24 protein-coding genes are annotated in these 21,429 nt (G+C 71.1%); 5 read left to right on the top strand and 19 right to left on the bottom strand.

Translation table 11 applies throughout. The features are described 5' to 3' along the window. Positions 1 to 171: 171 nt before the first annotated feature. Complete coding sequence (locus tag ACF088_RS00610; protein WP_392373951.1) at positions 172 to 762, bottom strand: flavodoxin family protein; 591 nt, start codon at positions 760 to 762, stop codon at positions 172 to 174. 154 nt (positions 763 to 916) lie between these two features. Between ACF088_RS00610 and ACF088_RS00615 the strand changes: the two genes are divergently transcribed. Then, the gene (locus ACF088_RS00615; RefSeq protein ID WP_392373158.1) at positions 917 to 1,342 is read left to right on the top strand and encodes a winged helix-turn-helix transcriptional regulator; all 426 of its coding nucleotides are present in this window, start codon (positions 917 to 919) and stop codon (positions 1,340 to 1,342) included. Between the two features lie 27 nt (positions 1,343 to 1,369). Here ACF088_RS00615 and mutM read toward each other — a convergent pair whose 3' ends face one another. The 9 genes from mutM to ACF088_RS00660 form a co-directional block, all read right to left on the bottom strand. Then, complete coding sequence (gene mutM / locus ACF088_RS00620; protein ID WP_392373159.1) at positions 1,370 to 2,296, bottom strand: bifunctional DNA-formamidopyrimidine glycosylase/DNA-(apurinic or apyrimidinic site) lyase; 927 nt, start codon at positions 2,294 to 2,296, stop codon at positions 1,370 to 1,372. A gap of 302 nt (positions 2,297 to 2,598) precedes the next feature. After that, positions 2,599 to 3,417, bottom strand: coding sequence for a ribonuclease III (gene rnc, locus ACF088_RS00625; RefSeq protein ID WP_392373160.1), 819 nt, complete (start codon positions 3,415 to 3,417; stop codon positions 2,599 to 2,601). A gap of 19 nt (positions 3,418 to 3,436) precedes the next feature. Further along, complete coding sequence (gene rpmF / locus ACF088_RS00630; protein WP_003951102.1) at positions 3,437 to 3,610, bottom strand: 50S ribosomal protein L32; 174 nt, start codon at positions 3,608 to 3,610, stop codon at positions 3,437 to 3,439. Between the two features lie 2 nt (positions 3,611 to 3,612). Beyond that, on the bottom strand, positions 3,613 to 4,242 hold the full coding sequence (locus ACF088_RS00635) for a YceD family protein (RefSeq protein ID WP_392373952.1): 630 nt from the start codon (positions 4,240 to 4,242) through the stop codon (positions 3,613 to 3,615). Between the two features lie 167 nt (positions 4,243 to 4,409). Further along, a complete protein-coding gene (locus ACF088_RS00640; protein ID WP_392373162.1) occupies positions 4,410 to 5,570 on the bottom strand; it encodes an ATP synthase F0 subunit B in 1,161 nt (386 codons plus the stop codon). 125 nt (positions 5,571 to 5,695) lie between these two features. Beyond that, positions 5,696 to 6,178, bottom strand: a complete 483-nt coding sequence (gene coaD / locus ACF088_RS00645; RefSeq protein WP_392373953.1) for a pantetheine-phosphate adenylyltransferase — start codon at positions 6,176 to 6,178, stop codon at positions 5,696 to 5,698. A 26-nt stretch (positions 6,179 to 6,204) separates the two neighbouring features. Next, complete coding sequence (gene rsmD / locus ACF088_RS00650) at positions 6,205 to 6,804, bottom strand: 16S rRNA (guanine(966)-N(2))-methyltransferase RsmD (protein WP_392373163.1); 600 nt, start codon at positions 6,802 to 6,804, stop codon at positions 6,205 to 6,207. A 268-nt stretch (positions 6,805 to 7,072) separates the two neighbouring features. Further along, positions 7,073 to 10,060 (bottom strand): helicase-related protein, encoded by a 2,988-nt coding sequence (locus ACF088_RS00655; RefSeq protein WP_392373164.1) that lies wholly within the window; start codon positions 10,058 to 10,060, stop codon positions 7,073 to 7,075. A gap of 147 nt (positions 10,061 to 10,207) precedes the next feature. Continuing rightward, a complete protein-coding gene (locus tag ACF088_RS00660; protein WP_392373166.1) occupies positions 10,208 to 11,851 on the bottom strand; it encodes a DAK2 domain-containing protein in 1,644 nt (547 codons plus the stop codon). A 233-nt stretch (positions 11,852 to 12,084) separates the two neighbouring features. On the opposite strand from ACF088_RS00660, the gene rpmB reads away from it, so the two are divergent. After that, positions 12,085 to 12,270, top strand: a complete 186-nt coding sequence (gene rpmB, locus ACF088_RS00665) for a 50S ribosomal protein L28 (protein ID WP_018087178.1) — start codon at positions 12,085 to 12,087, stop codon at positions 12,268 to 12,270. Between the two features lie 184 nt (positions 12,271 to 12,454). On the opposite strand, the gene thiD is transcribed toward rpmB, so the two are convergent. Continuing rightward, positions 12,455 to 13,264, bottom strand: a complete 810-nt coding sequence (thiD, locus tag ACF088_RS00670) for a bifunctional hydroxymethylpyrimidine kinase/phosphomethylpyrimidine kinase (RefSeq protein ID WP_392373168.1) — start codon at positions 13,262 to 13,264, stop codon at positions 12,455 to 12,457. A gap of 75 nt (positions 13,265 to 13,339) precedes the next feature. Beyond that, positions 13,340 to 14,308 carry a thiamine-phosphate kinase gene (locus ACF088_RS00675; RefSeq protein WP_392373170.1) on the bottom strand — a complete coding sequence of 323 codons (969 nt, stop codon included), beginning with the start codon at positions 14,306 to 14,308 and terminating at the stop codon, positions 13,340 to 13,342. A gap of 158 nt (positions 14,309 to 14,466) precedes the next feature. Between ACF088_RS00675 and ACF088_RS00680 the strand changes: the two genes are divergently transcribed. Both ACF088_RS00680 and ACF088_RS00685 read left to right on the top strand, forming a co-directional pair. Beyond that, positions 14,467 to 14,700, top strand: coding sequence for an Lrp/AsnC ligand binding domain-containing protein (locus ACF088_RS00680; RefSeq protein WP_392373171.1), 234 nt, complete (start codon positions 14,467 to 14,469; stop codon positions 14,698 to 14,700). A gap of 21 nt (positions 14,701 to 14,721) precedes the next feature. Further along, positions 14,722 to 15,201, top strand: coding sequence for a DUF3515 domain-containing protein (locus ACF088_RS00685; RefSeq protein ID WP_392373172.1), 480 nt, complete (start codon positions 14,722 to 14,724; stop codon positions 15,199 to 15,201). A 75-nt stretch (positions 15,202 to 15,276) separates the two neighbouring features. Here ACF088_RS00685 and ACF088_RS00690 read toward each other — a convergent pair whose 3' ends face one another. The 3 genes from ACF088_RS00690 to ACF088_RS00700 form a co-directional block, all read right to left on the bottom strand. Further along, the gene (locus ACF088_RS00690; protein ID WP_392373173.1) at positions 15,277 to 16,413 is read right to left on the bottom strand and encodes a D-alanine--D-alanine ligase family protein; all 1,137 of its coding nucleotides are present in this window, start codon (positions 16,411 to 16,413) and stop codon (positions 15,277 to 15,279) included. 141 nt (positions 16,414 to 16,554) lie between these two features. Beyond that, positions 16,555 to 17,556 (bottom strand): NAD(P)H-dependent glycerol-3-phosphate dehydrogenase, encoded by a 1,002-nt coding sequence (locus ACF088_RS00695; RefSeq protein WP_392373174.1) that lies wholly within the window; start codon positions 17,554 to 17,556, stop codon positions 16,555 to 16,557. Continuing rightward, positions 17,553 to 18,419: a lysophospholipid acyltransferase family protein gene (locus tag ACF088_RS00700; RefSeq protein WP_392373175.1), complete on the bottom strand. Its 867-nt coding sequence runs from the start codon at positions 18,417 to 18,419 to the stop codon at positions 17,553 to 17,555. The genes ACF088_RS00695 and ACF088_RS00700 overlap by 4 nt, the downstream gene beginning before the upstream one ends. 140 nt (positions 18,420 to 18,559) lie before the next feature. Here ACF088_RS00700 and cofC point away from each other — a divergent pair, with 140 nt between their 5' ends. Continuing rightward, a complete protein-coding gene (gene cofC / locus ACF088_RS00705; protein ID WP_392373177.1) occupies positions 18,560 to 19,285 on the top strand; it encodes a 2-phospho-L-lactate guanylyltransferase in 726 nt (241 codons plus the stop codon). A gap of 28 nt (positions 19,286 to 19,313) precedes the next feature. Here the strand turns inward: cofC and ACF088_RS00710 are convergent, their stop codons facing one another. The 4 genes from ACF088_RS00710 to leuD form a co-directional block, all read right to left on the bottom strand. Continuing rightward, the gene (locus tag ACF088_RS00710) at positions 19,314 to 19,517 is read right to left on the bottom strand and encodes a hypothetical protein (protein ID WP_367213393.1); all 204 of its coding nucleotides are present in this window, start codon (positions 19,515 to 19,517) and stop codon (positions 19,314 to 19,316) included. A 155-nt stretch (positions 19,518 to 19,672) separates the two neighbouring features. Next, on the bottom strand, positions 19,673 to 20,326 hold the full coding sequence (locus ACF088_RS00715) for an HU family DNA-binding protein (RefSeq protein ID WP_392373179.1): 654 nt from the start codon (positions 20,324 to 20,326) through the stop codon (positions 19,673 to 19,675). Between the two features lie 125 nt (positions 20,327 to 20,451). Beyond that, positions 20,452 to 20,697, bottom strand: coding sequence for a hypothetical protein (locus tag ACF088_RS00720; RefSeq protein ID WP_392373180.1), 246 nt, complete (start codon positions 20,695 to 20,697; stop codon positions 20,452 to 20,454). A 136-nt stretch (positions 20,698 to 20,833) separates the two neighbouring features. Continuing rightward, positions 20,834 to 21,427 carry a 3-isopropylmalate dehydratase small subunit gene (gene leuD / locus ACF088_RS00725; protein WP_392373182.1) on the bottom strand — a complete coding sequence of 198 codons (594 nt, stop codon included), beginning with the start codon at positions 21,425 to 21,427 and terminating at the stop codon, positions 20,834 to 20,836. Between the last annotated feature and the right edge of the window lie 2 nt (positions 21,428 to 21,429).

Raw genomic sequence — 21,429 nt, forward strand, 5'->3', positions numbered from 1 at the left:
ACGGCGCCCGGCCCGGGCGCGGCAACCCCCACGGCCTGAGACGCCCGCGCCGCCCCGTGACGGATCACGGGGCGGCGCGGGCGTCTCGCATGCGGGGGGCCACAGGGCTTGCGGACCTCCCGGGCGTCTCGCGTGCGGGGCCACAGGGCTTGCGCCCCCGCACGCACCCGGTCAGGCGGCGAGGGCGGCGCGGCCCGCGGCGAAGATACGGGCCTGCTCGGCGATACGGCGTCCGAGGTGTTCAGCGGTGGCGATGTCGGCCTTGTGGACCCCCTCCGCGCCCTGGTCGTTGTCGGACTGGGCGCCGGCCCCCAGGAAGAAGCCGAGCCGGTTGAGGTCGTTCTCCGAGGCGGTGGAGGCGTTCCAGCCGGGGAGCAGGTTGAGGCTGACCCAGCTCATGCCGTGCTGGGCGGCGAGCACCGTGAAGAACTGCAGGGTGTGCAGCTTGTCCCCGCTCTTGGAGGCGGAGTTGGTGAAGCCGGCCGCGAGCTTGTCCTGCCAGGCGCGGGTCGCCCAGCGCTTGGCGGTCGCCTCGGCGAAGGTGTGGAACGCGCCGGAGGCGGTCCCCATGTAGGTCGGCGAACCGAAGACGATCGCGTCCGAGGCATCGAGCTGCTCCCACTGGGCCTCGGTGATGCCGTCGACCTTGATCAGGTGGACGGTGGCCCCCGCCTCGGCGGCAGCGGCGCGGACGGCCTCGGCCAGTACGGCGGTGTGGCCGAAGCCGGAGTGGTACGCGATGGAGACGACGGGGGCGGGCAGGGCGGAGCTGGTCACGGCGGTATCTCCTCAAGGTCACGGCATCCCGGGACGGTCGGCGCCCGGGAACGTCGGGGTGCGATGAGAGAAAGAGAAGCACTAACTTTTAGAAAGCGCAACCCATTAGTTAGCGCTGTGCAGGGGTATGGTGTCTGCTATGGCGACCGAGACCCCTGCCGAGACGGCCGAGGAGCCCACCTCCGGCTGTACGGACGACCTGGCCTATGACGTTTTCGCGCGCGACTGCCCCTCCCGTGACGCGCTCAAGCACGTCACCGACCGATGGGGCAGCCTGACGCTGGGCGCGCTGCTCGGCTGCACCTTCCGCTTCAACGAACTGCGGCGCCGGGTGGAAGGGGTGAGCGAAAAAATGCTCGCCCAGACCCTGCACGCACTGGAGCGGGACGGACTCGTCCACCGCGAGGCCCAGCAGACCAATCCGCCCCGCGTGGATTACACACTGACACCGCTGGGTCACGACGTCGCCCACCAGCTGCAGTTGCTGATCGACCTGGTGGAGGACCGCATGCCGCAGGTGCTCCAGGCCCGGGAACGCTATGACGCCCGGCACCCCGAGGGGTGAGCCGGCGCCCGCGCCGGCCTGCCGCGTTCAGCCGCGCGGCGGCCGCTGGCAGCGGGGGCAGAAGTAGCTGGAACGGTTCATCCAGGGACGGCGGCGGATCGGGGTACCGCAGCGGCGGCAGGGTTCGTCCTCGCGGCCGTAAGCGTCCAGGGAGCGGTCGAAGTAGCCGGACTCCCCGTTGACGTTGACATAAAGGCTGTCGAAGCTGGTGCCGCCGACGGCGAGCGCGGCATTCATCACCTCCCGCACGTGGCCGAGCAGTTCGGCGGTGCGCGGGCGGGTGAAAGTGGCGGTCGGCCGCTCGTAGTGGAGCTTGCTGCGCCACAGCGCCTCGTCCGCGTAGATGTTGCCGACGCCACTGATCAGCGTCTGGTCGAGCAGCGCCCGTTTGACGGTGGTCCGGCGGCGGCGCAGCGCGTCGTGGAAGGCGGCGTCGTCGAAGGCCGCATCAAGCGGGTCGCGGGCGATATGGGCGATGGCGTCGGGAAGGTGGTCCACGTCGCCGGGGACGGTGTCGTGCAGGGAGAGGCCACCGAAGGTGCGCTGGTCGACGAAGCGGAGTTCGGTGCCGAGGTCGTCGGCGAAGCGGAGCCGGATCCGCAGATGCTTCTCGTCCGGGGCGTCCTGCGGCTGGACGAGCAACTGGCCGCTCATCCCGAGATGGGCGAGGATCGCCAGGCCGTGGGTGACGGACGGCGTGACCATCGGGGCGAGGCCTTCGGCGGCGGTCTGTGCGGCCGGGCCGCCGCCGGTCACCGGGAGCCAGAGGTACTTGCCGCGCCGGCGTGCGGCGCCGAGTTGCAGACCCATGAGCCGAGCCGCGAAATCGGCCGCACCGGCCGTGTGCCGGCGGATCGCGCGAGGATGCCGCACCTCGACCTCGTCGATCGTGCGGCCGCTGACCCAGCGCTCCAGTCCGCGGCGTACGACCTCGACCTCGGGCAGCTCGGGCACGGGACTCCTTGGGACAGCTGAGAGACAACAGCCGCAGCGTACCTCTCCCGTCCGGGGGACCGAAGGCCCGCCCGGCACCGCTCAGGGGGAGTCCACGCGGCAACGCCGGTGGCGCACCGCCGGGTTGGGTGGCGCATCGCGGAGTTGAGGTGGCGCCGTGAAGGCCTGCCCACGTCACCGGTGAGGCGGGCGGGCAGGCAGGAGGACAGGCAGGCGGGGCCGGCTCCGGACAAGAAGGACCCCCGGTGCGCCGAAGCACAACGGGGGTGGGGCGCCGCGCCACGCAGGCGTGAGCCGTACGGCTAGCCGGCGGTGTCATCTCCGGCGGTCCCGGCGGGCTCTGCCGCCTTGGCCGCCTCGGCCACCTTGGCCGCCTCGTCCGCCGCGGCGCGGATCTCGCGCCATGCGGATTCGGCCGCCTGCTGCTCGGCTTCCTTCTTGCTGCGGCCGGTGCCGGTGCCGTACGAGACACCACCGACGCGGGCAGCAGCAGTAAAGGTCTTCTCGTGGTCCGGTCCGGTCTCGGTGACCAGGTACTCCGGAACGCCGAGACCCTCGGTCGCGGTGAGCTCCTGGAGGCTGGTCTTCCAGTCCAGGCCCGCGCCCAGGCTGGAGGACTTCTCGATGAGCGGGTCGAAGAGCCGGTGTACCAGCTCGCCGGCCGCATCGAGGCCCTGGTCGAGATAGACCGCGCCGATCACCGCTTCCAGGGTGTCGGCGAGGATGGATGCCTTGTCCCGGCCGCCCGTGCCCTCTTCGCCCCGTCCGAGGCGGATGAAGGCGCCGAGGTCGAGGCCGCGGCCCACCTCGGCAAGTGCACGCGAGTTGACCACCGCGGCCCGGAGCTTGGCCAGCTGGCCCTCCGGAAGATCGGGGTGGATGCGGTACAGCGTGTCGGTGACCACCAGGCCGAGCACCGAATCCCCGAGGAATTCGAGCCGCTCGTTGGTGGGCAGACCGCCGTTCTCGTATGCGTACGAGCGGTGCGTCAGCGCACGCACCAGAAGGGCGGACTCGAGCTTGTACCCGAGCCGCCCTTCCAGAAGCGTGTGAGACGAGGCCGTGTCCGCCGGAGTCGGTTCATCCCCGCGTTTGCGGGAAGTCGAATTGGCGTCTGACATGAAGCCTGTCACCAGCCGCTCAGACCTCGAGGACCTGGCGCTTGTTGTAGGTGCCGCAGCTCGGGCACGCGATGTGCTGCTGCTTCGGCTCGTGGCAGCGCTCGCACGCCACCAGGGTGGGGACCGCAGCCTTCCACTGCGACCGGCGGTGGCGCGTGTTGCTGCGCGACATCTTCCGCTTCGGAACAGCCACGGCTACTTCTCCTGCTTCTCGTCGACGCCCGCTTCGGCGCCGCCCATGTTGTCCTTCTCGCCGTCCTTGACGGTCCCGGCGAGTCCCTGCAGTGCCGCCCAACGGATGTCGACGGCGTCGTGGTGGTGGTCCGGGTCGTCCGCCAGCCGCACTCCGCAATCGGAGCACAGGCCGGGGCAGTCGTCCTGGCACACCGGCTGCATCGGCAGTGCAAGCACCACCGCGTCACGCAGCACGGGTTCGAGGTCGAACAGGTCGTCCTCGAGGAAGAGGGTGTCCTCCTCGTCCTCGGCGTCGTCGCCGGCGTCCTCACGGACCCTGGCGTCGGCGTCGGGGTAGGCGAACATCTCCTGGAAGTCCGCGTCGAGCTCTCGCTCCAGCGGCTCCAGACACCTTACGCACTCCCCCTTGACGGTTGCACGGCCGGTGCCTGTGACAAGCACCCCGTCCATGACCGACTCCAGGCGGAGGTCGAGCTCGACCGGTGCGCCCACGGGCACGCCGATGACCTCATTGCCGAGGTCCCGGGGGGCCTCGACGGAGCGGGAGGCCCTCTTGAGCGCACCGGGACGCCGGCCCAGCTCGCGTGTGTCGAACACGAGAGGGGAACGGTGGTCGAGGCGGGCGTTGATGGCTTCCTGCTTTCTGTGGGTTTTCCGTGCCGTCCGTACTCCTGCTGGACAGGATTCGGGCAGCAGAGATCGCGGAGATACGCGCGACCGAAGAGCCAGGATACTGGACGGGCCCCGATAGGCCCAATCCGCTCCCGGCCCCCTCTCCGGACCGCGGGCGGGGCCGCCTACTGGCGCCCCTCCTCGTACGCCCGGAGCTGGTCCAGGTCGATCATGCTGGTGTCGAACAGGCTGGTCTCGTCCAGTGCGCCGGGCTGCGCGGGGTGACCGTGCGGAGCTTGCCGGGGCTGCTGGGGCACCTGCTGCTGGAGGTAGGCGTTCGGGTCGTAGCCCTGCTGCTGGGCATGCTGCTGGGCCTGCTGCCAGTCGTAGCCGTACGGGTCCTGCTGCTGGGCGTACGGGACCTCCTGCGGCTGCTGATAGCCGTAGACGTCCTGCTGCTGGTAGACCGCCGGGTCGGTGTAGTAGCCCTGCTGCTGAAACTGCGGCTGGAGGGGCTGCTGGTGCTCCTGCACCTGGGGCTGGGGTTGTACCTGGGGCATGGGTGGCGCCTGAGGCATCGGGGGCGCCTGAGGCGGCTGCTGCTCCTGCTCGGCGCCGATGCCCGCCAGGCCGGCGAGGTAGTCGGCGTCGGCCTGGTGCCCGGCCTGCGGGTCGCCCTGCGCGGCCAGATGGAGGCCCAGCTCATCGATCGCACGGGCCCCCTGGAGCTTGTCGCGGCCCCGGCCGACCGCCTCCAGCGTCTTGGTCAGTACGGCCTGGAACGCCCCGAACTTGGCGTCCACATAGGCGTCGGCGCGCTGCCGGAGGGTCTCCGGGTCGGCGCTGCGCTCCGGGGCCTGGGTGCCGTCCTCGTCCGGGTATTCCTGCTCGCCCTGCCCTGGGCCGCGGCCGAGCAGCTTCTCGCGGCCGCGGTCGACGGACCCGATGGTCTTGGTGAGCACGACCTCGAAGTTGGCGAGCTTGCTGTCGACGTAGTCGTCGGCCTCGGCGCGGATCTCCTCCGCCTCCCGGCGGGCCTCGGCGAGGATCCGGTCCGCCTCGTCCTGGGACTGCCGGGCGACCTCGGTGTCGGAGATCAGCGACCCGCGCTGGGCGTGTGCGGTCTCGATGATCCGCTCCGCCTCGGCCCGCGCCTGCTCGACCATCTGCTCCCGCCCGCCGAGCAGCTCCTGCGCCTGCGCGAGGGAGCCCGGGAGCGCCGCCCGCACCTCCTCCAGCATGGCGAGCAGCTCGGCGCGGTTGACCACGCACGATGCCGACATGGGCATGGACCGGGCACCGCCGACGGTCGCGACGATGTCGTCGAGCTTCTTCTGCACGTCCACCTTGGACTCGCCACTCTCTGAGGGGTTGGAACGACGGAACGGGACGACTGTACGTCCACGGCCCCTTTCCCCGACACCAACTGACGCCCCATCAGCGGGCATCGGGCCGGTGCGCCCGGCGGGTGTCAGTCCTTCTTCCGCAGGCGCTCGGTGAGGGCCTCCAGGACGAACGGCGGCACCAGATGGGAGACATCACCGCCCCAGGCGGCGACCTCCTTGACGAGGCTGGAGGAGAGGAAGCTGTAGGTGGGGTTGGTGGGGACGAAAAGCGTCTCCACTCCCGACAGGCCATTGTTCATCTGGGCCATCTGCAGCTCGTAGTCGAAGTCGCTGACGGCTCGCAGCCCCTTGACGATCGCAGGGATGTCGCGCTGCTTGCAGAAGTCGACGAGCAGGCCGTGGAAGGACTCGACCTCCACATTGCCGTACTCGGCGGTGGCCCGGCGGATCAGCTCGATCCGCTCGTCGACCGTGAACAGTCCCTGTTTGGACTGGTTGATCATCACGGCGACGTGGACGACGTCGTACAACTTGGAGGCACGGGCGATGATGTCCAGGTGCCCGTTGGTGATGGGGTCGAACGACCCCGGACAGACGGCGCGGCGCAACTCGGGTTCCTCGCTCTCCGATCCGGTCATGACACGCTTACTGACGCCGATTCGGCGGACGTCGAAGCGGCGCGACCGTACCAAAGCGTCCCCTCGCCGTAGCGACGGGCCTTGATCGCTGCGAAACCGTCCGGCCAGGGGAAGGCGCCGCCTCGGGTGCTGCGCTCCACGGTGACGAGTGCCTCGTCCGCAAGCCAGCCCTGACCACGGAGTGTGAGCAGGATCTCGCACAACTCCGTGTCGGTCACCACGTAGGGCGGGTCCAGGAAGACAAGGTCGTACGGCTCGCCCGGGGGCGGTGCGGAGGCGGTCTGCTCGGCCTTGCCGGCCCGGACCTCGACGCCCGGGAGGCCGACCGCACGGACGTTGTCCCGGATGGTGCGCACGGCGCGGGCATCGGCCTCGACCAGCAGGACGTGTGCGGCGCCGCGGGAGAGCGCCTCCAGGCCGACCGCGCCGGAACCGCCGTACAGATCGAGCACCCGGGCACCGGCCAGCGGCCCGTCGAGCGCCTCCCAGGTGGAGAACATGCCCTCGCGCGCACGGTCGGAGGTCGGGCGGGTGCCGTTTCCCGGGGGTACGGCCAAGCGGCGGCCGCCGGCCGTACCGGCGATCACGCGGGTCATGGGCCCGTCCTTACGTTGCGCGTGGTCGGTGAGGAGGAGCCGGGCGGGCTCCGCTCCTCCACGATATTCCGTCGGCCGGGGCCCGGTGTCCGGCCGGGGCTTCCCGGAGGTGCACCCGGTGGTGATCGATCTCACGTGGTGGCCGGCAGGTCGAGCCGTGAGGCGGGTGGTCGTGAGCCGTGAGGGCGGGCGGTCGTGAGCCGTGGGCGGGCGGTCTTGGACCGCGAGGGGGCGGCCGGACGCGCCCCGGCAAGGGCCGCGGCCTCGCTCACCCCTTGTCCAGATACTGCTCCCGCTCCTCGTCCAGCAGGGCGGACAGGGCGATCCGCAGCTCCGGATATCCGGTCAGCTCGGGATCGTCGGTGACCAGCGCGGTGGCCTCCTCGCGGGCGGCCGCGATCACCTCTTCGTCCTCGATGACCGCGAGCATCCGCAGCGACGAGCGGACGCCGGACTGCGCCTGGCCCAGGACATCGCCCTCGCGTCGCTGTTCCAGGTCGATACGGGAGAGTTCGAAGCCGTCGAGGGTGGCGGCCACGGCGGCGAGCCGGGCGCGGGCCGGGGCGGCCTCGGGCATCTCGCTGACCAGCAGGCACAGCCCGGGCGCGGCGCCACGGCCGACCCGGCCGCGGAGCTGGTGCAGCTGGGAGACGCCGAAACGGTCGGCGTCCATGATCACCATGGCGGTGGCGTTCGGGACGTTCACCCCGACCTCGATGACGGTCGTCGCCACCAGCACATCCAGCTCACCGGCGGCGAACCGGCGCATCACGTCGTCCTTGTCGTCCGGCGCCATCCGGCCGTGGAGGACCGCCACCCGCAGCCCGGCGAGCGGCCCCTCGGCGAGCTGCCCGGCGATATCGAGCACCGCGAGCGGTGGCCGCTTCTCCTCCGCGTCCTCCGGTGAACCCGCCTGGTCCGCGGCCCCCTTGGAGCCGGCCGGTTTCTTCGCCCCCTTGGGCGCGTCCTCCTCGTCGCCGATCCGGGGACACACCACATAGCCCTGATGCCCGGCCGCCACCTCTTCGCGGACCCGCTCCCAGGCGCGCGCGAGGAAGTGCGGCTTGTCCTTGGCGGGCACCACATGGGTGGCGATCGGCGAGCGTCCGGCGGGGAGTTGGTCCAGGACGGAGGTCTCCAGATCGCCGAAGACGGTCATGGCGACCGTGCGCGGAATGGGGGTCGCCGTCATGACCAGGAGATGCGGCGTCTGCTTTTCCCGCTGGGAGTGCCCCTTGCCCCGAAGCGCGTCCCGCTGCTCGACGCCGAAGCGGTGCTGTTCGTCGACGACGACCAGGCCCAGGTCGTGGAACTGCACCTTGTCCTCGATCAGGGCGTGGGTGCCGACGACGATCCCGGCCTCGCCGGTGACCAGATCGAGCAGCGCCTGCCGGCGGGCGGCGGCTCCCATGGAGCCGGTCAGCAGCACCACCTTGGTGCCCTGCTCCGCGCCGCCGAGCATCCCGCCCTCGGCCAGCTCCCCCATCATCTCGGTGATCGAGCGGTGGTGCTGCTGGGCGAGGACCTCGGTCGGCGCCAGCATCGCGGCCTGACCGCCGCTGTCGACCACGCCGAGCATGGCGCGCAGCGCGACCATGGTGTTGTGGGTGACGGTGAAGTGGTCGGTCACATAGGCGTGGCCGGGGTGGCGGACGCTGATGCACTGGACGGGCTTGCGGCCGGCGTACTCGATGGCCCGGATGGCGCGCCGGAGGCCGACGCCGTCCGCGTCCGGCAGTGCCACCTCGACGTCGTACGCCCCCTCCCCTGCGGCGCTCAGCCGCGCCCGTCCGCCCAGCGAGCGCACCAGCCAGGCGAGGTCGCCGGCCAGCGGGCGGTGCGCGGCACGGAACACCGCAGGGGCGCCCGCGGGACCGCTCCCGGCGTCCAGCAGCCCCCGCAGCACGGCCAGCCGGTCCTTCAGCGGCGCGTTGCGGTAGGCGTCCGGCACCCGGGCCGCCGGGCCGCGGTCCTCGGCCAGCCTCCGCCCCACCAGATACGGGTCGAGCGGCCGGTCCCCGCCGTCGTCGAGGTCCACCGGCACGGCCGCGGCGATGGACCACCGGGGGCGGCCGTCGGGGTCGTGGAGGTCGTTGCGCAGCTCGCGGGTGGTCAGCACCGCCTCCTGGGCGGCATCGCCGGCCTGGACGATCCAGAGATGCTCGTCGTCGCACTCGACGGCGCTGCCGTCCGAGAGCACCAGCCGCCACACCTCGCGCTCACCCTGCGGGAAGACGCCGTCCACCACGGCGAGCTCACCGCTGGGCACCACCACTTCGGTGCCGACGGTCATCTGCCCCATGGGACTAAAGCCGCGCGGCGTCAGCACCAGGGCATCCAGCGGCTGGGCCTTGCCGGAGCCCACCTCGCCCTGGAGGAGGCGGTGCATGGGGTGTTCGGTCGCCAGGTCGTCGAAGATCTCCCGGCTGACCTTCTGCTGGCCGTCGGTGAGCGTGAAGGGCAGCTTCGCATCGAAGGCGTCGAGGATGCCGCCGGCGGTCAACACTCTTGCCACCGCGGGGAGTTGGGTCTCGGCGAGGCGGCGCCGGGCGAGGGCGACCTGCAGGACGAACGCCTCGTCCCACTTCAGCCGGTCCCGCGCGGCGGCGATATCGGCCTTGCTCGCCGGCCGGTGGATCTTGAGCAGCGCCTCGGTGAGCGGGACCAGCTCCCGGCCGTCCCGGAGCGCTTCGGGCAGCGGATCGACGGCGTCCGGCGCACTGGGCAGCACCGCGTCGACCGCCTTGGCGATCTTCCAGGACGCCATCTGCTGGCAGGCCGGGTAGATCGGCAGGAGCTGCCCGGCGAAGGCGCTGACCGCATCGGCCCCGCCCTCGGCATCGCCGTCGAGGAGCTCGTATTCGGGGTGGGCGAGCTGGAGTTTGCGGTTGAAGACCGACACCTTGCCAGCGAACATCGCCCGGCGTCCGGGCAGCAGATCCTTGTGCGGCTTGTGGATGCCCTTGCCGAAGAAGACCAGCCGGAGGCGGCCGCTGCCGTCGGTGAGCGTCACCTCCAGGCGCTGTCCCCGGCCTCCGTTGAACTTCAGCACCCGGGAATCCGCGACCTGGGCGACGACCGTGACGTGTTCGTCCAGCGGGAGGTCCGAGAGGCGGGTCAGTTCACCACGCTCGGCGTAACGGCGCGGATAGTGGTGCAACAGGTCGCCGACCGTATGCAGGTCGAGATGCTCGGCCAGCACCTTTGCGGTGGTGCCACCGAGAATTTTCTTGAGAGGTTCGTCGAGCGCTGCCACGCCTCTATTGCACACCACGCCTGTGACAATCGCGGCCGGCTCACCCGCCCGGCGCGCTCACACCGGTCCGCACGCTCACACCGGCACGCGCGCTCACACCGGCCCCGCGGGTTCACACCGGCCGCGCGTTCACACCGACTCGCGCGCTCACTCCACGCCGATGAGCAACGGAGCGGCGTGCTGGCCGCCGTCGTAGACGACCGTGTCCACGGCGAGATGACGCTCGCGGACATACCCCTCCAGACGCTCGGCGAGCCCGTCGGGCGCCTGCGTGCCGAGGACCAGGGTCACCATCTCCCCGCCCGCGGACAGCATCCGGTCGAGCACCGTCACCGCGGTGCCGGTGAGGTCGGAGCCGATCACCGCGACATCGCCGTCGATCAGGCCGAGGACGTCCCCGGCCTGGCAGACGCCGGCCATCGTCCACGACTGCCGCTCGGCGAGGGCCAGCTCGGCGTAACGGGTGGCGCCCGCGGCCGCGGTCATCGCGACCACGTCCTCGTCGAAGCTGCGGCCCGGTTCGTGCACGGCCAGCGCCGCGAGGCCCTGGACGGCGGAGCGGGTGGGGATGAGTGCGACCCGTACGCCTTCGGCGCGGGCCTCTTCGGCGGCGGCCGCCGCGGTGTGCCGCAGGTCGGCGTCGTTCGGCAGCAGCATCACCTCACGGGCGTGCGCCTGCCGGATCGCCTGCACCAGTTCGCCGCTGGCGGGCGGCTCCCCGGGGCGTACCGGGACGGGGGTCGCGCCGGCCTGGGCACACAGTCCGGCGAGCCCGGCACCCGGCACCACCGCGACCACGGCCCGCGCCGTCATCTCCGGTTCCTTGGCGCGGGCGCCGCCGAAGTGCGTGATCCGGATCCGGTACGGGCGGCCCGCCTCGATGCCGGCCTCCACGGCGGCGCCCGCGTCGTCGACATGGACGTGGACGTTCCACAGGCCGTCCCCGCCGACCACCACAAGGGAGTCGCCGAGCCCGTCGAGCCGGGCCCGCAGCCGCGCCACGGCGCCGTCGTCGGCCTCCAGCAGATAGATCACCTCGAAGGCGGGCCCGTCCGGGTCCCCGCGGCCGTCCGCCGCCACCCGGCCCGCGACCTCGCACCCGGCCGCCTCGGGGAGCGGGGCGTCGGCGCGTACGGCGACCGGTACCGCCGAGACCTCCCCGGACAGCACATCGGCGAGCGCGCCCAGCAGCGCGACCAGTCCGCAGCCGCCGGCGTCCACGACCCCTGCCCGGCCCAGCACCGCGAGCTGCCCGGGGGTCTCCTGCAGGGCGCTGCGGGCGCCCTCGTGGGCGGCGCGGGCGACCTCGGCGGCCCCGGCATCGCCGCCCACGGCGCGTTCCGCGGCATCGGCGGCGGCGGTCGCCACCGTCAGGACGGTGCCCTCCACGGGGTGGGCGACGGCCTCGTAGGTCGATGCGGCGGCCCGGCGCAGCGCCTGCCGCAGGGCGTCGGCGGAGCCGTCGGTGGCGGCCAGCACCTCGGTCATCCCGCGCAGCAGCTGCGCCACGATCGTGCCGGAGTTGCCGCGCGCCCCGATGAGGGCGCCGTGTGCCATGGCGCCGATGGCATCGGCGAGACGGGGCGCGGTGCCGGCCGAGGCGTGCCCGTCGAAGGCGGCCTCGACCGCGCGGGCCGCCGATTCGAGGGTCAGATAGAGGTTGGTGCCGGTATCGCCGTCGGCCACCGGGTAGACGTTGATCGCGTCGATCCGCTCGCGTTCCCGTCCGAGCGCCTCCAGGGCCAGCCCGCACCAGGAGCGGACCGCGGCGGCGTCGAGCGGGTACGGCACGTCGTCCTCCTGAGTCGCGGGATGCCACCGCACAGTAGCCGCGCTGCGGGGGCGGGGCCGGGGCGGGGGCCGGTGGGTGCGTGGTAGTTTCGTTCTACGGGAGCGGTCGTTGTATGCTGCTCCGGTTGCCCGATGCGAATCGGGCCATTCCTCTCCTGACGGTGCCGTTCGGGCAATGCACTCGGCTCGTCGGGATTTCACCGTAAGTGCATCTGAAGTCTTTGGAGTGACCCGTGGCTGCCAACTGCGACGTCTGCGGCAAGGGGCCGGGCTTCGGCAAGAGTGTCTCGCACTCGCATCGCCGTACCAACCGTCGTTGGAACCCCAACATCCAGACGGTGCGTGCAGTGATCGGGCGCACGCCGAAGCGGCTGAACGCCTGCACCTCGTGCATCAAGGCCGGCAAGGTCTCGCGCTGACGTCTTAGCCGTAGCGCAGCCGAGCCGGTTGCTTGGAAGAAGCCGGTCCACCTTCGTGGTGGACCGGCTTCTTCCGTTTCCGGGGCCGGGTACGGCTTCTTCCGTTTCCTTGGCGGCGGTACGGCTTCTGCCGGGGCCGGGCGGCGCGATGCTTCGCCCGGCCGTGGAGCCGCGGTGCACGCACTCAGTGCGCGTCGCGCCAGCGCCAGCCGTGGTCCACGGGGCCGATGCCCGCGCCCAGCCGGAAGCCGGCCGCGAGGGCGCCGGTGACATAGTCCTTCGCCGCCGCGGTGGCCTGCGGGACCGAGTCCCCCTTGGCGAGCTGCGCGGCGAGCGCACTGGCGAGGGTGCAGCCGGTGCCGTGGGTGTGCCGGTTGTCGTGCCGCGGGGCGCGCAGCCAGTGCTCCTCGGTGCCGTCGGTGAGCAGGTCGACGGCGCTGTCGCCGCGGCCGGCGGGGAGATGGCCGCCCTTGATGAGCGCCCAGCGCGGACCGAAGTCCAGGATCGCGGCGGCCGCCCGGCGCATGTCGGCCTCCTCCTCGACGCGGATTCCGGTCAGCTGGGCGACCTCGTCCAGGTTGGGGGTGGCGACGGTGGCCGTCGGCAGCAGCGCGGTGCGGACCGCGTCCAGGGCGGTGGCGGCGAGCAGTGCGTCGCCGTGCTTGGAGACCCCTACGGGGTCGACGACGACCGGTACCCGCAGTCCGGCGAGCAGTTCGGCGACGGTCTCGACGAGTCCGGCCGAAGAGAGCATCCCGGTCTTCACCGCCTGGACGCCGATGTCGTCGACGACGCTGCGGAACTGGGCCCGTATGGCCTCGGCCGGCAGCTCCCACGCGCCCTGTACGCCCAGGGAGTTCTGGGCGGTGACGGCGGTGAGCACGCTCATGCCGTGGGTGCCGAGCGCCAGCATCGTCTTGAGGTCGGCCTGGATGCCCGCGCCGCCGCCGGAGTCGGACCCGGCGACGGTCAGGACGCGTGGAGGTATGTGCATACCGCCGAATCTACTCGGCGCCACCCCGCGGTCCTGCGGGCGCCCGTGGTGTCGTCGCCCGTGGCCGTACGGGACCTATGCGTCATCCCCGTTGTCGCCGAAGTGGTCCCAGCCGGCCTTCGCCCAGGGGGCGCCGTCCACCGTCACCTGGGGCAGCGCGGAGGGATGGAGCACCTCGCCGATGACCTTCCACCGGGCGGGCAGCTTCACCTCGGGCGGGAAGGTGGCGACGATCGCATGGTCCTCGCCGCCGTTGAGCACCCACTGCATCGGGTCCACGCCCACGGCCGTGCCGATGTCGGACATCTGCGAGGGGATGTCGATACCGGCGGACCGCAGATCGATCCGGACCTTGCTGGCCTCGGCGATGTGCCCGAGATCGGCGACCAGTCCGTCGCTGACGTCCGTCATGGCGGTGGCACCGAGTCCGGCGGCGGCCGGGCCCGCGTGGTACGGCGGCTCGGGGCGGCGGTGGGCCTCCACGAAGGCGCGCGGCGAGCGGAATCCGCGGGAGAGGACGGCATGCCCGGCGGCGGACCAGCCGAGCCAGCCGGTGACCGCGACCACGTCGCCGGGCTGGGCGCCGGCCCGGGTGACCGGCTCGTGGTTGCGCAGATCGCCGAGTGCGGTGATGGCGACGGTGATGGTGTCGCCGCGCACCACGTCCCCGCCGACGACCGCGGCGCCGGCCACCTGGCACTCGTCGCGCAGCCCGTCCATCAGCTCGGTCGGCCAGGTGGCGGGGAGTTCCGCGGGCACGACCAGGCCGAGCAGGATCGCCGTGGGCACCGCGCCCATCGCCGCGATATCGGCGAGGTTCTGCGCGGCGGCCTTGCGGCCGACGTCGTAAGCGGTGGACCAGTCGCGCCTGAAGTGCCGGCCCTCCAGGAGGATGTCGGTGCTGGCGACCACCCTCCGGTCCGGCGCGGTGACCACCGCGGCGTCGTCACCCGGCCCGATCCGTACGGCCGGAGTGGTGGTGAGCCGGGAGGTGAGCTCCCTGATCAGCCCGAACTCCCCCAGCTCGCCCACGGTGCCCTTCATGCTGTTGCCCTTCCCATGTGTACGGACGGTCCGTACGTGGCTGACGACTGTGCCGTACTTGCCGTGTTCACCGCGCGGGTCTCCCCGCTCCGCACGGTGACGCGGTACCGTGGCGTCCCTTCTTCCCACATGATCCTCGTAGCCGCCCTGGAGGTTCCGTGGTACAGGCCTACATCCTGATCCAGACCGAGGTCGGCAAGGCCTCGGCGGTAGCTGAGACGATCTCCACGCTCCACGGTGTGCTGCAGGCCGAGGATGTGACCGGTCCCTATGACGTCATCGTGCGCGCTCAGGCCGGCACGGTCGATGAGCTGGGCCGCATGGTGGTCGCGAAGGTCCAGCAAGTGGAAGGCATCACGCGCACCCTTACCTGCCCGGTCGTCCATCTCTAGCTCCCCCGTATCCTCGGCCGGGTGATCTCTACGCGCCGCCGGTACCTGGCCCTTCCGGTGCTCACCGTGCTGTTCGCCGCGGTGAGCTGCTCCTCTTCCGAAGACGTGGCCGTGCCCTCCCCCGAGGGGGCGGCGGCGCGGTACTGCAAGGCGCTGCACAAGGAGTTGCCGCCGACCGTGGACGGGCTGAAGCGGGGTACCCCCGAGCCCGTATCCGACTTCACTGCCATATGGGGCGATCCTGCCGTGAAACTGCGCTGCGGGGTGCCGAAGCCCGACGTTCTGACGTACGGGAGTGAACATTACAACCCCGGTGCCGACGCGGCGGAAGTCAACGGGGTCGAATGGCTCTTTGAGAAGCAGGACGACGGCTACCGCTTCACGACGGTGCTGCGCAAGGCCTTCGTCGAGGTGACCGTTCCCGGGAAGTACGCCCCCGAGGTCGATGCACTCACCGATCTCGGGGGCGCCGTGAAGAAGACGGTTCCCACCGGGGTCTAGGGGCCTAGGGAGCCTAGGGGGGTCAGAGGGTGTCTCCCCCGAAGGGCGGACCGGGCGCCGGGGCGGGCGGTCGGTTCAGCGCAGTCCCGTGGAGCGCTGCAGCGCGGCCTGCAGGAGCCGGTCGATCAGCTCCGGGTAGCTCACACCGCTCTCCTGCCACATCCGCGGGTACATCGAGATGGGCGTGAACCCGGGGAGCGTATTGATCTCGTTGATCACGAACTCGCCGTTGTCCTGCAGGAAGAAGTCCGCGCGCACCAGTCCCTCGCAGGACGCCGCCTCGAAGGCCGCGACGGCCAGCTCCTGGACCTGCGCGGTCTGCTCGTCGCTCAGCGGGGCCGGCACGATCCCGTCCGCCGAGTCGATGTACTTGGCCTCGAAGTCGTAGAAGTCGTGCGCGGTGACCGGCGGGATCTCGGCCGGCACGCTGGCCCGCGGGCCGTCCTCGAACTCCAGCACCCCGCACTCGATCTCGCGGCCGCGCAGCAGCGACTCCACGAGGATCTTGGGGTCGTGCCGGCGGGCTTCCTCGATCGCCTCGTCCAGGCCGCCGAGGTCGTCGACCTTGGTGATGCCCATGGACGAGCCGGCCCGGGCGGGCTTCACGAAGAGCGGCCAGCCGTGTTCGCCGGCGAAGTCCACGATCTTCCTGCGGGCGGCTGCCGGATCGTTTTCCCACTCGCGGGGGCGGATGACCTCGTACGGGCCGACCGGCAGCCCGAAGGAGGTGAACACCCGCTTCATGTAGTCCTTGTCCTGGCCGACGGCGGAGGCGAGCACGCCCGAGCCGACGTAGGGCACACCGGAGAGCTCCAGCAGGCCCTGCAGGGTGCCGTCCTCCCCGTAGGGGCCGTGCAGCACCGGGAAGACGACGTCGACCTCGCCCAGCGCCTTGGGGACCGAGCCCGGCTCGCTGTACACGACCTCGCGGTTGGTGGGGTCGACGGGGAGCACCACGCCGCCCTCGGTGGACTCGGCGAGCGCGGCCACCGAGGGCAGCTGCCGGTCCGCGATGACCATCCGCTCGGGGTCGTCGGCGGTCAGCGCCCAGCGGCCGTCGGTGGTGATGCCGATGGGCAGCACGTCGTACTTGTCGCGGTCGATGGCGCGCAGCACGGCGCCGGCCGTGAGCACGGAGATCGCGTGCTCGGAGCTGCGGCCGCCGAACACGACGGCGACGCGGGGCTTGTGTGGGGAGGTCTCGCTGCTCATATCGGGTTGAGGGTACCTGCTGACCGGCGCGGAGTCAGTGCTGCGGCGGCCGTTGGTGGCGTCGCGCCGACGGCCGCCGGGGTGCCGGGGGCGCGGCACCGGGACGGAACGGTGCCGGACCGGACGTTTCGGGCTCCGGCTTCAGTGCCGTTCGGACTTGGCGCTGCGCGACATCAGCTCCTTGAGGGCGACCATCGGCGGCTTGCCCTCGTGGACGATCTCCACGACCGTCTCGGTGAGCGGCATGTCGACGCCGTGCCTGCGGGCCAGATCCAGTACGGATTCGCAGGACTTGACGCCCTCGGCGGTCTGCTTGGTGACCGCGATGGTCTCCTGGAGCGTCATACCGCGGCCGAGGTTGGTGCCGAAGGTGTTGTTGCGCGACAGCGGCGAGGAGCAGGTGGCGACGAGGTCGCCCATGCCGGCCAGCCCGGCGAAGGTGTGCGCATCGGCGCCCATGGCGAGGCCGAGCCGGGTGGTCTCGGCCAGACCGCGGGTGATCAGGGACGCCTTGGCGTTGTCGCCCAGGCCCATGCCGGTGACGATGCCGACGGCGAGCGCGATGACGTTCTTGACCGCACCGCCCAGTTCGCAGCCCACCACGTCGGTGTTGGTGTACGGGCGGAAGTACGCGGTGTGGCAGGCGGTCTGGAAGCGCCGGGCGACCGCCTCGTCGGCGCAGGCCACCACGGCGGCGGCGGGCTGCCGGGCGGCGATCTCCTTGGCGAGATTGGGGCCGGTCAGCACCGCGACGCGCTCCGCGGGGACCTTGGCCACCTCCTCGATGACCTCGCTCATGCGCTTGGCCGTGCCCAGTTCGACGCCCTTCATCAGGGAGACCAGGACCGTCCCGTCGGGCAGCAGCGGCGCCCATTCGGCGAGATTGCCGCGCAGCGTCTGGGCGGGGACGGCCAGCACCGCGAACTCCGCGCCGCGCGCCGCTTCCGCCGGGTCGGTGGTGGCCCGTACGGACGCGGGCAGCTCGACCCCCGGCAGATAGTCAGGGTTCGTACGGCCGTTGTTGATGGCGTCGACCAGGGCCGTACGGCGTCCCCACAGGGTCACCTCGCATCCCGCGTCGGCGAGCACCATCGCGAAGGCGGTACCCCAGGACCCCGTGCCGTAGACGGCGCAGCGCGTCACTTGCTTTCATCCTCCTGTGCCTGCTGGGTGCTTCGGGCCTGCTGCGGGCCGACGGCCGGTTCCGGGGCGGCGGCCCGCTCGGCGGGAGCGTTGGCCGCGGCGGCGCCCCGGGCCGTCTTGGCGGCTTCCCGGGCGGTGCGGCGCTCCCGGGCGATCGCCTTGCGCCAGTCGTACGGTTCGGCCGGCGCGGGCTCGCCGCGCACGACGGCCAGCTGCTCGGTGATCGCCGCCATGATGACCTCGGTGACGGCCCGCAGCACCTCGGCGGTCGGCTCCTGGTCGTGGAACGCGCTCAGATCGACCGGCGGCCCGGCCTGTACGCGCAGCGTCTTGCGCGGCAGGAGGCGGAGCTTCTTCTCCTTGGCGTACGGCGGCATCGCGTCATTGGCGCCCCACTGCGCCACGGGAATGACCGGCGCCTTGGTCAGCAATGCCACCCGGGCGGCACCGGTCTTGCCCTGCATGGGCCACAGCTCGGGGTCGCGGGTGAGGGTGCCCTCGGGGTAGAAGGCGACGCATTCGCCCTTCTCGATGGCGCTGACGGCGGCGCGGAAGGCGGTGGCGGCGTCGGTGGTTTCCCGGTAGACGGGGATCTGCCCGGTGCCGCGCATCATCAGACCGACAAAGCCGCTCTTGAAGAGTCCGGCCTTGGCGAGGAATCGGGGGACCCGCCCGGTGTTGTACTGATAGTGCGCATAGGAGAGCGGATCAAGATACGAGTTGTGGTTGACCGCGGTGATAAATCCGCCGTCGGCCGGAATGTGCTCCATTCCCTGCCAGTCCCGCTTGAACAGAACCAAGAGCGGCGGTTTGCAGATGACCGCGGCCAAGCGGTACCAGAAGCCGATTCTGCGGCGGGACACTGGGACACCCTCCTTGTGGGACCTGCAAAGCTGCTGCGGGCCGGCAGCCGCACAAGTGTCGCCCCAGGTACCCGCTATGTCGAGGACACCGTAACCCCGACGCCCCCGGAGAGCGGCGGCAGCAGGTGAGAATGGCCTCGATGCGAAGAGACGGAGCGGATGTGGGCTGGAGCCTGGTGGTACCGCTGAAACCGCTGCTGCAGGCCAAGAGCAGGCTCTCCCCGGCCGCCGGTGAGGAGTTCCGGCCCCGGCTGGCCCTCGCCTTCGCCCTGGATACCGTGGCAGCGGCGTTGGCCTGCAAAGACGTCCGGGATGTGGCGGTTGTCACGGACGACCGGCTGGCCGCGGGGCGCCTGGCGGCGCTGGGCGCGCGCATCGTGCCCGACACACCGGCCCGCGGGCTCAACGCGGCACTGGCCCATGGCGCGGGCGCGGTCCGGGCGCGTCGCCCGGGCGCGGCCCTCGCCGCGCTGAACGCCGATCTTCCGGCGCTGCGCCCCGCCGAACTGGAACAGGTGCTCCATTCCGCTTCGCTATTTCCCCGTGCATTTCTCGCAGATGCGGCGGATATCGGGACAACACTTCTGACCGCGGCTTCCGGAGTGGAATTGGAACCGGCATTCGGAGGTCCCTCCCGGGCCCGTCACCTGGCATCCGGGGCGCGGGAGATCACCACGTCCACGGTGCCCTCGGTGCGCCGGGACGTGGACACCGGCGAGGATCTGCTGGCCGCGCTGGCACTGGGCGTGGGCCCGCACACGGCGCTCCAGGCGCCGCAGCTGGTGGGCGGGGCGGGCCGGGCGGCCACGGCGGCCGACGCGCCGGACGGCTCCCCGCGGCGGCTGCCGCCGCAGGCCAGAGCGTGATCGGTCGGAGCGTCCGGAGCGTGATCGGTCAGAGTGTCTGGAGCGTGATCAGGGCGATCTGCCGGTCGTCCCCTTCGCCGGTGACGTCGATGCGGACCCGCTGACCGGGCCGCAGCAGCAACAGACCGCCGGCGTCGAAGGCCGCCGCGTCGAAGGGCAGCGGGGTGCCGTCGTCCAGCAGCACACTGCCGGAGCGGGTCTCGGAGTCGTACGTATACGCGGTGGCCTGCATGGGAGAGAGCCTAGACGAGCGCCCCTCGATCCCTGCCTCCCGCCCGTGGGCCGGGAGGGACCCGGTAGGTGCCCGCCCGGAAGGGCCCCGAACGCGCCGCGGGCCGGGCTCCCCGAAGGGAGACCGGCCCGACGCATGGCGTCGCCGCTGCTGAATTACCGCTTGCGTGCGGTGGTCTTCTTGGCGGTGGTCTTGCGTGCGGTGGCCTTCTTCGCGGGGGCCTTCTTCGCCGTCGCCTTCTTGGCGGGGGCGGTCTTCTTCGCGGTGGCCTTCTTCGCGGTGGTCTTCTTGGCCGGGGCCGCCTTCTTGGCGGTGGCCTTCGTGGCGGTCTTCTTCGCCGTCGTCTTCTTGGCGGTGGTCTTCTTCGCCGCGGTGGTCTTCTTCGCCGTGGTCGTCTTCTTCGCCGTCGCCTTCTTCGCGGCGGTCTTCTTGGCGGTGGCCTTCTTGGCGGCGGCCTTCTTGATGGCCGTACCACCGGAGAGGCTGCCCTTGGGGGCCTTCTTGACCGAGACCTCTCCGCCCTTGGGGAGCTTCTTCGAGCCGCTCACCAGGTCCTTGAAGCCCTGACCGGCGCGGAAGCGCGGAACAGAGGTCTTCTTGACCCGCACGCGCTCACCCGTCTGCGGGTTGCGGGCGTAGCGGGCGGGGCGGTCGACCTTCTCGAACGAGCCGAATCCGGTGACCGAAACGCGGTCGCCGGAGACAACTGAACGGACGATTGCGTCCAGTACGGCATCCACCGCGTCCGCGGCGTTCTGACGGCCGCCGAGCTTGTCGGCAATGGCTTCTACGAGCTGCGCCTTGTTCACGTCTTCCCCTTCGGAGACATTGCTGGAACGAAAGATTCCAAGCTTTTTCGCACGTTAGGCAGATATATACCGCAAATCAAACACGAAACGGGCTAATCACCCTTGTGCCGCAACGAACTCGACCTTCACGGACTTCCGTCGGCACGCGCATCTTCGGGATAACGACCTTCGTCGAGGTCTGCGATGAACCACTCCAGACGCCTTGCCGCGTCCGCAAGATCGTGTTTAGCCGCGGCCGTGATGACGAGCAGCTTCCGGGTCAGCGCCATCCGTACGCCCTCCGGGACTTGCAGTGTGCGCACTCTTGTATGTGCGTCCTTGAGCCGGTCGGCGACGAGACCGTAGAGCTCGAGTTGGTCGTCGCGTTCCATGCGCTAATTGTGCCATCTGCGCCGAGTTGTCGCTTCACGGGGCCTCAACAGCCGCCTCGACAAGCAGAAGCGCCCCCTGCCAACTGCACAGGGGGCGCATCGTACGCAATATAGCTTTGAGCCATAAAACCCGAGGTCAGACCTCGATGGTACGCGGCTTGAACGACGGCCTGTTCGCCTCGTACTCCACGATGGACGACTCCTCCCGAAGGGTGAGGCTGATGTCGTCCAGCCCCTCCAGCAGCCGCCAACGGGCGTTCTCGTCCAGCTCGAAGTCGGCGCTGACGCCCTCGGCACGGACCTGCCTGCCGACCAGGTCAACGGTCACCTCGGCGGTCGGGTCGGCCTCCAGCAGCTGCTGCAGCCGGTCCACGGTCTCCTGCGGCAGGACCACCGTCAGCAGGCCGTTCTTGAGGGAGTTGCCACGGAAGATGTCGGCGAACCGCGAGGAGATGACGGCCTTGAAGCCGTAGTTCTGCAGCGCCCAGACGGCGTGCTCACGCGAGGAGCCGGTACCGAAGTCGGGGCCGGCCACCAGCACCGTGGCGCCCTTGTACCGCTCCTGGTTGAGGACGAACTGCGGGTCCTTGCGCCAGGCCTCGAACAGCCCGTCCTCGAAGCCGTCGCGGGTGACCTTCTTCAGCCAGTGAGCAGGGATGATCTGGTCGGTGTCGACATTGCTGCGGCGCAGCGGGACGGCCCGGCCGGTGTGGGTGGTGAAAGCTTCCATGG

This window comes from Streptomyces sp. NPDC015125 (assembly GCF_043080045.1).
In the GTDB taxonomy this organism is placed as follows: domain Bacteria; phylum Actinomycetota; class Actinomycetes; order Streptomycetales; family Streptomycetaceae; genus Streptomyces.